The 13,368-nt window shown below is 34.1% G+C and carries 12 protein-coding genes and 1 pseudogene; 7 read left to right on the top strand and 6 right to left on the bottom strand.

Annotated elements, in window-relative coordinates:
* Positions 1–129 precede the first annotated feature (129 nt).
* Complete coding sequence (locus tag FLV_RS15620; RefSeq protein ID WP_243235137.1) at positions 130–1,830, top strand: sodium/sugar symporter; 1,701 nt, start codon at positions 130–132, stop codon at positions 1,828–1,830.
* A 681-nt stretch (positions 1,831–2,511) separates the two neighbouring features.
* On the opposite strand, the gene FLV_RS15615 is transcribed toward FLV_RS15620, so the two are convergent.
* A complete protein-coding gene (locus FLV_RS15615) occupies positions 2,512–3,351 on the bottom strand; it encodes a hypothetical protein (RefSeq protein WP_243235136.1) in 840 nt (279 codons plus the stop codon).
* A gap of 157 nt (positions 3,352–3,508) precedes the next feature.
* On the opposite strand from FLV_RS15615, the pseudogene FLV_RS20035 reads away from it, so the two are divergent.
* Positions 3,509–3,658: pseudogene (locus FLV_RS20035) on the top strand (DUF4372 domain-containing protein); the annotation flags it as partial.
* A 137-nt stretch (positions 3,659–3,795) separates the two neighbouring features.
* Here FLV_RS20035 and FLV_RS15610 read toward each other — a convergent pair.
* Both FLV_RS15610 and FLV_RS15605 read right to left on the bottom strand, forming a co-directional pair.
* Positions 3,796–4,137: a hypothetical protein gene (locus FLV_RS15610; RefSeq protein ID WP_243235135.1), complete on the bottom strand. Its 342-nt coding sequence runs from the start codon at positions 4,135–4,137 to the stop codon at positions 3,796–3,798.
* A 142-nt stretch (positions 4,138–4,279) separates the two neighbouring features.
* Positions 4,280–4,516 (bottom strand): hypothetical protein, encoded by a 237-nt coding sequence (locus FLV_RS15605; protein ID WP_243235134.1) that lies wholly within the window; start codon positions 4,514–4,516, stop codon positions 4,280–4,282.
* 152 nt (positions 4,517–4,668) lie between these two features.
* Between FLV_RS15605 and FLV_RS15600 the strand changes: the two genes are divergently transcribed.
* Entirely contained in the window at positions 4,669–5,043 is a 375-nt protein-coding gene (locus FLV_RS15600) for a hypothetical protein (RefSeq protein WP_243235133.1), read from the top strand.
* 503 nt (positions 5,044–5,546) lie between these two features.
* Entirely contained in the window at positions 5,547–5,879 is a 333-nt protein-coding gene (locus tag FLV_RS15595) for a DUF1493 family protein (RefSeq protein ID WP_243235132.1), read from the top strand.
* Positions 5,880–6,344: 465 nt separating this feature from the next.
* Here the strand turns inward: FLV_RS15595 and FLV_RS15590 are convergent, their stop codons facing one another.
* The 3 genes from FLV_RS15590 to FLV_RS15580 form a co-directional block, all read right to left on the bottom strand.
* A complete protein-coding gene (locus FLV_RS15590) occupies positions 6,345–6,785 on the bottom strand; it encodes a LexA family protein (RefSeq protein WP_243235131.1) in 441 nt (146 codons plus the stop codon).
* A complete protein-coding gene (locus FLV_RS15585; RefSeq protein WP_243235130.1) occupies positions 6,776–8,050 on the bottom strand; it encodes a Y-family DNA polymerase in 1,275 nt (424 codons plus the stop codon). The genes FLV_RS15590 and FLV_RS15585 overlap by 10 nt, the downstream gene beginning before the upstream one ends.
* 484 nt (positions 8,051–8,534) lie before the next feature.
* Complete coding sequence (locus FLV_RS15580) at positions 8,535–9,785, bottom strand: NAD(P)/FAD-dependent oxidoreductase (protein WP_243235129.1); 1,251 nt, start codon at positions 9,783–9,785, stop codon at positions 8,535–8,537.
* A 101-nt stretch (positions 9,786–9,886) separates the two neighbouring features.
* On the opposite strand from FLV_RS15580, the gene hutH reads away from it, so the two are divergent.
* Genes hutH through fabG form a run of 3 tightly spaced genes read left to right on the top strand, consistent with a single transcriptional unit; the run spans position 9,887 to position 13,305 of the window.
* Complete coding sequence (gene hutH, locus FLV_RS15575) at positions 9,887–11,407, top strand: histidine ammonia-lyase (protein WP_243235128.1); 1,521 nt, start codon at positions 9,887–9,889, stop codon at positions 11,405–11,407.
* Between the two features lie 35 nt (positions 11,408–11,442).
* Positions 11,443–12,555 (top strand): WG repeat-containing protein, encoded by a 1,113-nt coding sequence (locus tag FLV_RS15570; RefSeq protein WP_243235127.1) that lies wholly within the window; start codon positions 11,443–11,445, stop codon positions 12,553–12,555.
* Positions 12,556–12,573: 18 nt separating this feature from the next.
* Positions 12,574–13,305, top strand: coding sequence for a 3-oxoacyl-ACP reductase FabG (fabG, locus tag FLV_RS15565; protein WP_243235126.1), 732 nt, complete (start codon positions 12,574–12,576; stop codon positions 13,303–13,305).
* The last annotated feature ends 63 nt before the right edge of the window (positions 13,306–13,368 follow it).

Raw genomic sequence — 13,368 nt, 5'->3', positions numbered from 1 at the left:
GCATATCGTATTTTTTACGAATTAAAAGAATAAATAACTTAGTTTCGCAACTATTTTTGACATTATCATTAAAAACAAACTTTAAAACTATCAAAAATCACTTATATTAATTTAAAATATTACTAACAAATGAGCTCAAAACTTGCTTTTGCAGATTATGCAGTATTTATTATCTATTTTCTCGTTGTATCCATTTACGGATACATCATCTATCGCAAACGCGAAAAAAACGAACACGATGCTAAAGCCTATTTCCTTGCCGAAGGAACACTAACATGGTGGGCAATTGGAGCTTCCTTAATTGCTTCAAACATTTCAGCAGAACAATTTATCGGAATGAGTGGTGAGGGCTTCTTCCTGGGAATTGCTGTTGCTGCCTACGAATGGCTGGCTGCTGTTGCCTTAATTATTGTTGCAGTTTGGTTTATTCCGGTGTATCTTAAAAATAAGATTTACACCATGCCACAATTCTTAAAAACACGTTATAACGAATCTACTGCCTTAATCATGGCGGTTTTCTGGTTGTTTTTGTATGTTTTTGTAAACCTTACTTCTATCCTGTATTTAGGAGCAGTTGCCATTAACGGATTAGCAGGAGGAGAATACCTTCATGCTATTATGATTGGTTTAGCTGTTTTTGCTTTAATCATCTCTTTAGGAGGTATGAAAGTGGTAGCTTATACAGACGTTATTCAGGTAGCTGTTTTAATTATTGGAGGTTTGGTTACAACTTATATTGCCCTGACTGTTGTAGCAGAACATTTTGGATTTGGAAAGGATGCCCTTGCCGGTTTAAACTTATTAATGGAAAAAGCTCCGGAACATTTTAAAATGATTATTGACAGACCTACTGCCAGTTCTTCTCAACTTGAAATTGACAAATATTTGACTTTCCCGGGATTAATGTCTTATTTAGCAGGTATCTGGATTATCAATCTTAACTATTGGGGATGTAACCAGTACATCACACAAAGAGCTTTGGGTGCTGACTTGCAAACTGCCCGTAATGGTATTTTATTTGCAGGATTCTTAAAATTATTAATGCCGCTTATCGTAATGTTGCCAGGTATCGCAGCTTATGTTTTATATCAAAATGGCGGTTTACCACAATTAATTGGCGGAAAAGACGGTGCTTATTCAGCAATGTTAACGTTTCTTCCAACTGGCTTAAAAGGATTATCTGTAGCCGCTTTAACAGCAGCTATCGTAGCTTCGTTAGCAGGTAAAGTAAACAGTATCTCTACTATTTATACATTAGACGTTCACAAAAAATACATCCAAAAAAACGCCAGCGACAGACATCAGGTAAACATTGGTCGTTATGCTGTTTTCGCATCGATGCTTTTAGCTGTTTTATTCACATGGAATGATATCCTTGGAATTGGTGGTGTTGGTGGTTTTACCTACATCCAAAAATATACAGGATTCATTAGCCCTGGTGTATTTGCCATGTTCTTCCTTGGTATGTTCTGGAAAAGAACTACAGGTACAGCTGCTATTGTAGGGGTAATTGCAGGTTTCTTATTATCTGTTTTATTCAATGAATTTGCTCCTGCTTTATTCGGAAATGAAACCTTATTATACACCGCCTGGCCTACAGGAAAAATTGTAGATGGAATTCCGGTATATGAAATCCCGTTCCATATCTGTATGGGATTGTCATTTGTATTTACTATGCTTCTTATGATTGCCATCAGTTTTGCAGGACCAAAAGTAAATCCAAAAGCATTCGAATTAGATACTCAAATGTTCAAATTAAAACCACAAACTACTGTACTAATTGTAATCACATTATTGATTATAGCTGCATTGTACGCTAAGTTCTGGTAAAATATTTTTTTCCTAAATTCAAAAAGTCTGAAACTAAACAAATTAGTTTCAGACTTTTTTTTTTGAAGTAAAGAAGCCGTTAATCTATGCGTGTAATCGAAAACTTTACCTTCAAACCTGAGTTCGATTAATCCAATACAAAATTATTTACAAATCAATGATATTGATTAATATTCCTGCAAGGTCTTTTTCGAGACCTTGTAGGTATTCGATCATTAGTATTAATACCTACAAGGTTAAAAAAACCTTGCAGGACAAGCAATACAAGATGTTTTTAATCACATTTAACGTCTACAAAATCACTCGCTTCCCGAAGTGTTCTTCTGAAAAGCTGCGCAAATGTCTCTGACTTTGCGCAATTTTTTTGCATCATATTTGAGCACAATACGTCTCAAAAGTCTCCGACTTTTTTCCGTTTACGTTTTGATAGAATCTTATATTAAGACGTTTTGTTTTAAAGTCAGAGACTTTGAGATGTCTACGTTTTTTAAATATATTTGTTTAGAATAGGCAAAGTCGAAGACATTTGCGTAGCGTGTTTAGATTTTTGAATGGAGACTTTGCGGAGCGGGGGTATGCCTGCACAACGATAGCGAGGTTTTGCAATCGCAACTGATGCTCATTTGTAACAAGCACCAACTTTAACTTATAAAAAAAAGACCTTATCAGGTAGTCTGCGAATTAAAACATTTGTAACTGATACCCAATTACCGTTTTATTTAAAGTAGGCACTATCAATAAGTTTTGCTTTTCGATATATTCAATGTCTGCTGTTATGATTTTTTCTTTACCTAAATCAATAATGAGTTTTTTATTACCCTTAGAATCAATATGAAACAGCTGACCCTGCCATGCTCCGGATACTATAAATCCACTTTTACCATCACTGGTAATACCGTCTAAATTATCAATTCCATTAAAAATTTCATGAGCTTTTTTAGTGAATTTATTTACCGAAAAAGCAGTTTGATTTTTCATATTCAGCACTAAAACAGCATCTTTTGTGCACAATAATCCATTTGGCATGGAAAGAAAATCAGATTCAAGCCACACTTTTATTTCCCCATCAGCTATTTTATAAATCTTATTCGCAAAACAATCCGATATGTAAATATCTCCGTTGGTATCCGATGCAATATCATTAAAAAATTTAGCAGAATCAACTTTGTAGATTTTTTTTATTTCAGAGGTATTGGTATCAATTTCAAGAACCCTGTTAATGTCTGCTACATACAACGTATTCTTGTACAACCCCATACCTTGTGGATTATCCAATCCATCAATCCACTTCAGAACCTCTATTGCTCCATTTATTTTAATTTTCGAAATAAATCCATTTCCATCTTTTGCGAGGTATTCACCATTTATATTAGAGATATAAACAATCTTTTTCGAAGAATCATAAAGAGCTGATTCCGGTTTCAAAAATAGAGAATCTGATTCCCATATTTTTGTAATATTTTGACTAAAAGCAATGACAGGAATTAATCCTGTTAACAGCAAAAAAGTTAATTTACTCATTATTATACATTTTAATAACAGCAATATGTTTATTATTAATCATTGTTGTCCGATAAAAAAGGAGCCAAATTAATGGCTTCTTAAAAAACATCGTAATTTTGAGTTGCAAAATTTAAATAACCATAGGTAAAAATAAGTATTTTCGACTAAATCTGTTTTCATACAGTTTATTTCTTTAGTAGATGATTCTATGACTTCAAAAACTGTTGAAAAGCATAGTCCGGACAGGTGTGTAAAATATTTCAAAAGTCCAGATCATTTGTTTAGTATGATTTTTTTCTGCTTAAAAAAATGCAATTCTTTGTGAGAAGTTGCATCTGGAATATCGGGATGCCGGGTTTATCAACCGGGGCTATTTTTTGAAGTACAAGGAATAATTAATCTAATAAGTACAATCAAAATTTATCTTCAAACAAAATTATCAATACTGTTATAACAGTTTTATTACTGTGAGATACTTTGCTGATTAATGAATCTGCCTTTATACAAATCAAATTCATAACTGAAGATATCCAGTACAAGTTCATGGTTTAAATCCGGATGGCACAAATAAAAACCTTCCTCTAAGACCCGATCAGGAAAGCTGTCAGAAAATTTTCCGCAGATGCTGAGATTATCTATAATTACAAATTTTAAATTATCATTTGTTAATTTTATTCTGAAATATCCATACAGATTATCGCTGTATTCAACAGATAAAATTTCGAAAATAAAATTCGTCAATGCGCCTTTTTCATCTGAAAAGTACCCAATATTTCCTAAACTTTCATTTTTTATTATTGTCATAATTACCGGATATTTTTTTGGTTTATAACTTTGATTATTAGATTTTATACTTCCTTTTTTCTAAAATGCATTACAATCGTTTCTTTGCTGCTTAAGTTTGGCCGGAATTTATCATTTGCTATTTCTGAAACCTCATAATACACTATATTTTTTTGCTGAAAATCTCTTTTCTGCGCAATGTAATCGTTGTTTCCTCATGTAATCTTTTTTGATACAATTCAATTATAACTTCTTCAATATCATTGTTGGTATTTCTGCCATTAAAAACATGAGTAATGTAAGAATTGCTGAACGGAAACCCTTTTTTATTCCATATTCCTTTCTCTTCTAAAAGTTTTTGAACTTCTTTTGAGTAGCCTTTTTTAAAGACTTTCTTCATTTTATTCCTTTGTCCGGCTGTAATCATAGATAAGTTTTATTTGAATCATATAATTATTGTATTTTTACTACGTATTTACTACGAAGTAACTACTTCAAATATATATTATTTATTAATACATTACATCATTTTTGATGCAAAAATTTAAAAAAATGCAAACAGAAGGCGAAAGATTACGCTACTACATTGAAAGCAAGGAAGTTAACCTTAGACAGTTCTGTATAGAAAATGATATATTATACACCTCTTTGCATCCAATTTTAATGAATTCGAGAGCATTGGGAATGAATATTTTGAAAAAAATTATGCAGGTTTATCCTAATTTAAACATAAACTGGGTTTTAACCGGCATGGGTGATATAGAAATCACAGAAGACAAAAACTATATTTTACGCGATCCAAATTCAGTTTATCAAAACGCAGATCCCGGATATGAAGCTTTTTTAAAATACTTTGACAAAGAAGCCACTACAGATAAAATTATCTCCATCATCGAAAAAAAATTAGAGGATAAGAAAAAGAAATAATCTCCCCGCTCCCCGAAGTGTTCTTCTGAAAAGCTGCGCAAATGTCTCTGACTTTGCGCAATTTTTTTGCATTATATTTGAGCACAATACGTCTCAAAAGTCTCCGACTTTTTTCCGTTTACGTTTTGATAGAATTTTATATTAAGAAGTTTTGTTTTAAAGTCAGAGACTTTGAGATGTCTACGTTTTTTAAATATATTTGTTTAGAATAGCGCAAAGTCGGAGACATTTGCGGAGCGTGTTTAGATTTTTGAATGGAGACTTTGCGGAGCGGGAGCTTCAAAGACCACTCTAAAATCATCAGTTTTTTATAAATCTATTTTAGGGGGTAAACAAATAAACTTATTTGGAGGTGCTGTAACAAAACTGCCTTATATGTCAGTTTATCCTTTTGGAGTGGGTACTACACGGTATTGGTCATCATTTATGGGTAGAAATGCAGCAATATTTGGAGGTACGAGGGCTGCTGCAGGAGCTAGTGGATTAATAAATAATTAATTTTTATGAAATCATTAGAAAGTAGAGTTGTTGATTTTTTTAATAGATGGATCTTTAAAGATGAGCAAAATTCATTAGATACAGTTATTAATACCATAAATTTAGACCGAGAAGATGCTGTAATGATATTCGAAGAATTTTTAAAGGAATTCGACATAGAGTCAGGTTATTCTTCTTTTGACATAAATAAGTATTTTTATAAGTTAACTTTTTTAGATACTCTATTAATAAACATCTTTTCGGAAAGAATTAAAAAGAAATATCCCAAAAAGAAACCTATTACAATTAATCATATGATTGAAGTCGCCAAACGAAAAGAATGGTTTGATCCATCATAGAAACAATAAACCCGAGCAATTGCTCGGGTTTATTGTTTCTATAAAGTCGCTACATTTTTAGCAAAGAAGTCTTTAAATTTCTTTTGGGTTAAAAAGGTATCGACCATTTTAAAGACCATATTTTTTTCATCGGGTTCGAGTTCCTGAATTAGTTTAACTTGCCCCCGCTCCGCTAAGTCTCATGACTTTGCGAATTTTTAAAAGCTCTTGAAAGCCATAAAATAGGATAAAAGTCTCCTGACTTTTTCCGTGAATGTCTTGATAATTGTATTGGTTTCAAGGGTTATCGGTGAGTATACAACTCTCCTCTGGTGCTCGCCTATGAAGAGTATCAACTTAAATTAAAAAACAAAAGGTAGCGTTTTCAATGCGGTTAAAACAAATAAAACCACTTCATTATGGAGTGTTTTTTGGTTTTATAGAATACCTTTAATTTCTCCAACTTCAACGGTTGGCATCTTATTTTCACACCTTTTTAATCACATAAGTCACCATCCCCCAAATAACAAGCTGATTTTCTTCAGTAACTTTTATGGGGCTGTAATTAGGGTTTTCGGGCATGAGGTACAAACAGTCTTTTTCGACCTGAATGCGTTTTACGGTAAATTCACCGTCAATAAAACAAATCGCTATTTTATTGTTTTGCGGTTCCAGGCTTCGGTCAACTACTAAAACATCTTTGTCATTGATACCGGCATCGATCATCGAATTGCCTTTAACCCTGATATAAAAAGTAGCCAGCGGGTTTTCGCTTAGTTCTTTGTTCAGGTCGATACTCGTTTCCATAAAATCAGCAGCCGGCGATGGAAAACCAGCCGAAACGCCTTCATTTATATAAGGAATCCTGATTTCACTTTCGAAATCAGGCTGAAAGAAGGTCAGTTTTTGTTCTTTTTTTACAGACATTTTATTTCCAGAAGTTTACTAAAATCGGTTGTATATTTAGGAGACAAATGATTCTGGTTCATATCCCAGGTCAATTTAAGATTTTGCGAAGCCAGTTTTACTTTCCGGTTTCCTATTTTAGTGTTCAGCTGATCGATCACTTTCATTAAAGCCAGATGTTTTGGATTTTCTTCTTCAAACAACTGAAATTGTTTTTTATCTTCATCCATTAATTCAGTTACCACAACACCCGCTTTTTTAAACCGGATCCCTTCATTTCCTTTGTGCAGTTTCTTCAGCATTTCAACAGCCGTATTCGAAATGGTTAAAGTTGAATTGCTTGCATACGGCAGCGTTACCGCCATATTAAAATAATATTTGGATGATTTTACCAAATGTTTATCGACTACCAACATGACAATAATGGTATGGCAGCAGGAATTTTGTTTACGCAATTTTTCGGCACAAACAGCCGCAAAAGTAACAATACGTTCGCGGAGTAAATCAAAATCAGAAATTTGTTTTGGGAAACTTCGGGTAGTTGCAATACTCTTTTTTTGTTCCGGCAAAGGCTCTAAATCCAAAACCGATTTGCCTTCGAGTTCACACTTTAAACGAAGACCAATAACGCCCATTTCTTTCTTAATCCAGGCTTCGTGTTTAGGATCAATAAAATCAAGGGCTGTATGGATATTACGAAGTTTGGCCTTCTTTTTCGTTCGGTAACCAATACCCCAAACATCTTCAATTTTTGTCCATTTTAAGGCTTTGATTCGTTTTTCATCAGTATCAATAACATAGATCCCCTTAGTTCTTTCTTGAAATTCCTTGGCAATTTTATTGGCTACTTTTGATAATGCTTTCGTTTCGGCAAAGCCAATGCAAACCGGAAGCCCAACCCATTTTTGAATGCGGGATTTTATTTGCAGACCATAATCATGATAATCCAAAACATTCAAACCATCAAAATTCAGAAAAGCTTCGTCTATACTGTAAATCTCTACATTTGGGGTAAACTGTCCTAAAATTGCCATTACCCGATTGCTCAAATCTCCGTACAAAGGATAATTAGACGAAAACAATTTGACATTTTTTTCCCTTACCAATTCCCTAATCTTAAATGCCGGCGCACCCATAGGAACTCCAACTGCTTTGGCTTCATTACTTCGCGAAATCACACAGCCGTCATTATTGGATAATATTGCAACCGGTTTTCCGTTGAATTCCGGCTGGAAAACACGTTCGCACGAAGCATAAAAATTATTACAATCGACTAAAGCATACATCCTGCAAAATTACGCAATAGTGCGTTATGCATTTTAAGAATCAAAGTTAAATTTAACACTGCGGACAAACTCTTAAAACAGAATTTCCAGATAAGATTTAAACTAAAAAAGGAGAATAATCTTTTGAATCATTCTCCTTTTAACCCATTGGGTGTAATTAGTTTTTGATGATAATTTTTCGTCAGTTCGAGGAATAATTTTTTTACAAAAAGCAATATAAAATGACTTACAACGTCTCGTCAGTTCGAGTGAATTTTCTGAAAATGCAATAGCTTTTTCAGAAAATTTGTATCGAGAACTATTTTTTAATAAAAACGTTAATGGTAGTGATTTTCGATAAAAAATTGATCGAAAACAGAAAAATTAGTATTAAAAACGGTTCTCGATACTTTTTTTGTTCCGTTTCTCTGCACAAAAAACACTCGAACTGACGTTTTTAATAATTCTAACTAACAGGTTCCTTTTAAATATTTCTTTAGCTTTCTTAATTATCTCCTGTTTCTTTTTGCATGTTCAATAAATAAGCCATGTTTTTAATTACATGATCGTGTTTTTTTACAAACGGATTTTCTTCGTTCCAGACATAACCGGCTAAAACTGCACATATTTTTTCCTTCACCTCAGGATTTTCCGGCTGATGAAAAAACAGCGTCTGAAGATTTCCGGTGTACCATTCCTGTACATAAGTAGCAAAAACAGCAATACCGCGTTTCATATATTGCGTAAATTCAACTTCCCAATTAACAGAAATTCCCTGTGATTCTTTCAGGTATAATTTCGCTGCCAGCATTCCGGATTCTGTCGCAAAAGCAACTCCCGATGAAAATACCGGATCCAAAAATTCGGAACTGTTTCCTGTCAGGGCAAAACCATCTCCGTACATTTTTTTTACGGCTCTTGAATAATTTTCCAGTTTTACAGGTTCAAATAAAAACTCAGTCCCTTTAAATCTTTTAATATAATAATCTGATTTCTGAATGGCATTTCTTAAAGCCTCTGCATTGTCTTTATTTTCAGAAAGTGAATTGATAAAATGGGTTGGCCCAACAACTCCTAAACTCGTATTTCCATTCGAAAACGGAATTACCCATAACCAGACTTCGGTTTCCAGAATATCAAACGAAATCTGTGTTCCCTCCTCACCTTCCGGTCTGTTGATATCTTTTACATGCGTAAATATGGAGGAATGCGGATCTAGTTTTGAAGGCGTATCCAAATCTAAAAGCCTTGGTAAAACACGTCCGTATCCGCTGGAATCAATAATGAATTTGGCGTTGATTTCTTTTAAATTTCCGTGTTTGTCTTTTACAATCGTTTTAGAATTTTTCCCTTCAAAAGAAACTTCCAGAACCTCAGTTTCAAATTCCAGATCAATTCCTTTTCTAATAACTTCCTGTGCCATTGTATTGTCAAAATCAGCTCTAGGCACCTGCCAGGTCCAGTCCCAGCCTTCGCCAAATTTCTGACTGAAATCAAAAACACAAATTTCTTCTCCTCTTATAAAACGGGCACCCAGTTTTTTTTCGAAATTCATCGCATCAAGGCTCTCAAACAATTCTGCTTCAGCAAAATGATCCATAACCCTCGGAATAAGGCTTTCACCAACCACCAATCTTGGAAACTTTGTTTTTTCAACCACTTTTATCTTTACACCATTCTTATGAAGATAAGATGCCGAAACACATCCTGATGGCCCTGCTCCAATGATTAAAACGTCTACAAACTCCTTTGTCATAATAAAAATGTTCTGATTTATTAACTTACATTTGCCTTCATCAAAATAACTACATTTATTTTGATAAATAAAATTAAATTAGCGCAATCAAAACTTGTTTAATGAACACAATTAATGAATATTTAAGTTTAGCCGAATTTGAGGCTATTATATTTGGAAACCAGAAAGTTATCATTAGCGATTTGGTACTAAATCGCATCAGTGAAAGCTTTAATTTCTTAAAAGAATTTTCAGGAAACAAAATAATATATGGTGTAAATACAGGCTTTGGTCCTATGGCTCAATATCGAATTAAAGAGTCTGACCAAATTCAGTTACAATATAATTTAATCCGAAGCCATTCATCGGGAACAGGAAAACCTTTGAATCCTGCTTGTGTGAAAGCAGCCATTTTAGCGCGTTTAAACTCATTGTCATTAGGAAACTCAGGTGTTCACCCTTCAGTAATTCATTTAATGGCTGAATTAATCAACAGAGATATTACGCCTTTAATTTTTGAACACGGCGGTGTTGGCGCAAGCGGCGATTTAGTACAATTATCACACTTAGCATTAGTTTTAATTGGCGAAGGCGAAGTTTTTTATAAAGGTGAAAGAAGACCAACTTCGGAAGTTTTTGAAATCGAAGGCCTACAGCCCATTCAGGTAGAAATCAGAGAAGGTCTGGCTTTGATTAACGGAACATCAGTAATGACCGGAATTGGTGTTGTAAATGTGCATCATGCCAACAAATTATTAGACTGGTCCTTAAAAGCTTCTTGTGCAATCAACGAATTGGTTCAGGCGTATGACGATCATTTTTCTGCAGAATTAAACCAAACCAAACGTCATAAAGGGCAACAGGAAGTGGCTTTGAGAATGCGTCAAAATCTTTCTGACAGCACATTGATCCGTAAAAGAGAAGACCATTTATATTCCGGCGAAAATACCGAAGAAATCTTCAAGGAAAAAGTTCAGGAATATTATTCACTTCGTTGCGTGCCTCAAATTTTAGGTCCGGTTTTAGAAACGATAAACAATGTAGCTTCAATTTTAGAGGACGAATTCAACTCGGCAAACGACAACCCGATTATAGACGTAAAAAACCAGCACGTTTATCACGGAGGAAACTTTCACGGAGATTATATTTCGCTTGAAATGGATAAACTGAAAATCGTGATTACCAAATTAACCATGCTGGCAGAACGTCAACTGAATTATTTACTGAATTCAAAAATTAACGAGTTATTGCCTCCGTTTGTAAATTTAGGAACCTTAGGATTTAATTTCGGAATGCAGGGCGTTCAGTTTACCGCAACCTCAACCACAGCCGAAAACCAGATGCTGTCAAACCCAATGTATGTTCACAGTATCCCAAACAACAACGACAATCAGGACATTGTAAGCATGGGAACAAATGCAGCGGTGATTACCTCAAAAGTTATCGAAAATGCTTTTGAAGTTTTAGCTATCGAATTAATTACAATTGTTCAGGCGATTGATTATTTAGATCAAAAAGAGAAAATTTCATCGGTTTCTAAAAAATGGTATGATGATATTCGAAAAATAATTCCAACATTTAAGGAAGATCAGGTCATGTATCCGTTTGTTCAAAAAGTAAAAGATTATTTGATTAACAGTTAAAATTTTATTTCACACTATAATATTAACCATACCTAATGAAAAGACCATTTATTTTATTATTGCTGTTTTTTATTCAATTTGTTAGCAGTCAGGAACTGGCTTTAGTTCGAAAAAAAGGAAAATTTGGTTTCATCACAAAAGAAGGAGCTTTTGCTATTGAACCAAAATTTGATGCTGCCAAAAATTTTTCTGATGGATTGGCTGCGGTTAAAGAAAACGGAAAATGGGGTTTTATAGACAACACAGGAACTCTGGTAATTCCTGCAACTTTTGACAATGCAAAATACTTTGACAGCGGAATTTGTATCATACAAAAAAACACCAGCTGGTTTTACATTAATAAAAAAGGTGAAATCTTAAAAGGCGCTCCGCAATCAGACAAATTATTTGATTTTAATAATGGGGTTGCATTTTTTAGACAAGCCGGAAAAGTTGGACTTATCAATAACAAATTTGAAATCGTTCTTGCCCCAAAATATGATGTTATAAGAGCTTTTCAAAATGGTTTTGCAAGAGCGGCAAAAAATGACCAATGGGGAATTATTGACCCAACAGGAAAAGAAGTAGTAGCGGTTATATATGACGAAGTTGGAAATTATATTAACAACACTACCTGGGCAAAAGATAAAAAAACATACGGAATCGTACATAACGGGCAATTTATTGCTGTTGAAGGCGCTTCTGAAATGGGAGAAATTGGAACACAAGATTTAGTTGCCGCCAAAAAAAACGGAAAATGGGGATTTGTAAACCTACAGGGACAATGGATAATTCAGCCTAGATTTAGCAAAACAAAACCTTTTTCTAAAAATTTAGCTCCCGTTTGCTCAAATGACAAATGGGGTTATATCAACTTAACAGGCAAATATGTTGTTGCGCCCGCTTACACTGATGCAGAATCTTTTAGCGAAGATGGTCTTGCGGCAGTAAAAGAGTATGGCTGGGGATTTATAAATGAAACCGGAAAGTTAATTATTCCAACAAAATATGAAATTTCAATAGCCCTATTCGGAATGTTTATGCATCAGGAAAAAGGATTCATTGATGGATTGGCCAGAGTAAAACTGAGTGGAAAATGGGGTTTTCTTAAACCTGATGGCCAAATTTTAAATGAATGGTATCAGAATGCTGAACCTTTTCAAAAATAATAAAAACTATCTTTTAAAATGAAATGTGTATTAGTAACGGGCGGTTCAAGAGGAATTGGCAGTGCAGTTTGTAAAAAATTGGCTGTTGAATCCAGTTATCATATTCTGATTAATTATCATTCAAACAAAACTGCTGCCGAAGAGACACTTCAGGAAATACAAAAATTAGGTGCAACAGGAGAAATTTTAGGTTTTGATGTTTCTAATTTTGAAGAAGTACAATCTGTTTTAACAAAGTGGCAGGAAGCAAATCCCGAAGCGCTTGTTGAAGCCATTGTAAACAATGCCGGAATTACAAAAGACGGGCTTTTTATGTGGATGACGCCCGAAGACTGGAACGGCGTAGTAAATACAAGCCTGAATGGTTTTTTTAATGTGACACAGTTTTTCATTCAGAAAATGTTACGCAATAAATATGGCCGAATCGTCAATATGGTTTCGGTTTCCGGAGTAAAAGGAACAGCCGGACAAACCAATTATTCTGCTGCAAAAGGCGCCATTGTTGCGGCTACAAAAGCTTTGGCGCAGGAAGTGGCAAAACGCAATATAACGGTAAATGCTGTTGCACCGGGTTTTATCAGAACAGATATGACAAGTCAGTTAGACGAAAAAGAATTATTAAAACTAATTCCTGTAAATCGTTTTGGCGAAGCCGAGGAAGTCGCAGATTTGGTAAGCTTTTTGATTTCAAAAAAATCAAGCTACATTACAGGAGAAATTATCAATATAAACGGAGGAATATATTCTTAAAATATTTTAAACACATAGAAACATAGATTTCTATGCATAAAAAGAATACAAAAGAGAAATACA

The sequence above is a fragment of the Flavobacterium pectinovorum genome (assembly GCF_022802975.1).
In the GTDB taxonomy this organism is placed as follows: Bacteria; Bacteroidota; Bacteroidia; order Flavobacteriales; family Flavobacteriaceae; genus Flavobacterium; species Flavobacterium pectinovorum_B.
This window is presented reverse-complemented; position numbering and strand designations above follow the sequence as displayed.

What these genes read in the sequence shown, in the direction of transcription:
- FLV_RS15585 (WP_243235130.1), bottom strand. Translation starts at nt 8,050, where the DNA reads ATGTATGCTTTAGTCGATTGTAATAATTTTTATGCTTCGTGCGAACGT.
- fabG (WP_243235126.1), top strand. Translation starts at nt 12,574, where the DNA reads ATGAAATGTGTATTAGTAACGGGCGGTTCAAGAGGAATTGGCAGTGCA.
- FLV_RS15595 (WP_243235132.1), top strand. Translation starts at nt 5,547, where the DNA reads ATGAAATCATTAGAAAGTAGAGTTGTTGATTTTTTTAATAGATGGATC.
- FLV_RS15605 (WP_243235134.1), bottom strand. Translation starts at nt 4,516, where the DNA reads ATGAAGAAAGTCTTTAAAAAAGGCTACTCAAAAGAAGTTCAAAAACTT.
- FLV_RS15590 (WP_243235131.1), bottom strand. Translation starts at nt 6,785, where the DNA reads ATGTCTGTAAAAAAAGAACAAAAACTGACCTTCTTTCAGCCTGATTTC.
- FLV_RS15570 (WP_243235127.1), top strand. Translation starts at nt 11,443, where the DNA reads ATGAAAAGACCATTTATTTTATTATTGCTGTTTTTTATTCAATTTGTT.
- FLV_RS15580 (WP_243235129.1), bottom strand. Translation starts at nt 9,785, where the DNA reads ATGACAAAGGAGTTTGTAGACGTTTTAATCATTGGAGCAGGGCCATCA.
- FLV_RS15615 (WP_243235136.1), bottom strand. Translation starts at nt 3,351, where the DNA reads ATGAGTAAATTAACTTTTTTGCTGTTAACAGGATTAATTCCTGTCATT.
- FLV_RS15620 (WP_243235137.1), top strand. Translation starts at nt 130, where the DNA reads ATGAGCTCAAAACTTGCTTTTGCAGATTATGCAGTATTTATTATCTAT.
- FLV_RS15610 (WP_243235135.1), bottom strand. Translation starts at nt 4,137, where the DNA reads ATGACAATAATAAAAAATGAAAGTTTAGGAAATATTGGGTACTTTTCA.
- hutH (WP_243235128.1), top strand. Translation starts at nt 9,887, where the DNA reads ATGAACACAATTAATGAATATTTAAGTTTAGCCGAATTTGAGGCTATT.
- FLV_RS15600 (WP_243235133.1), top strand. Translation starts at nt 4,669, where the DNA reads ATGCAAACAGAAGGCGAAAGATTACGCTACTACATTGAAAGCAAGGAA.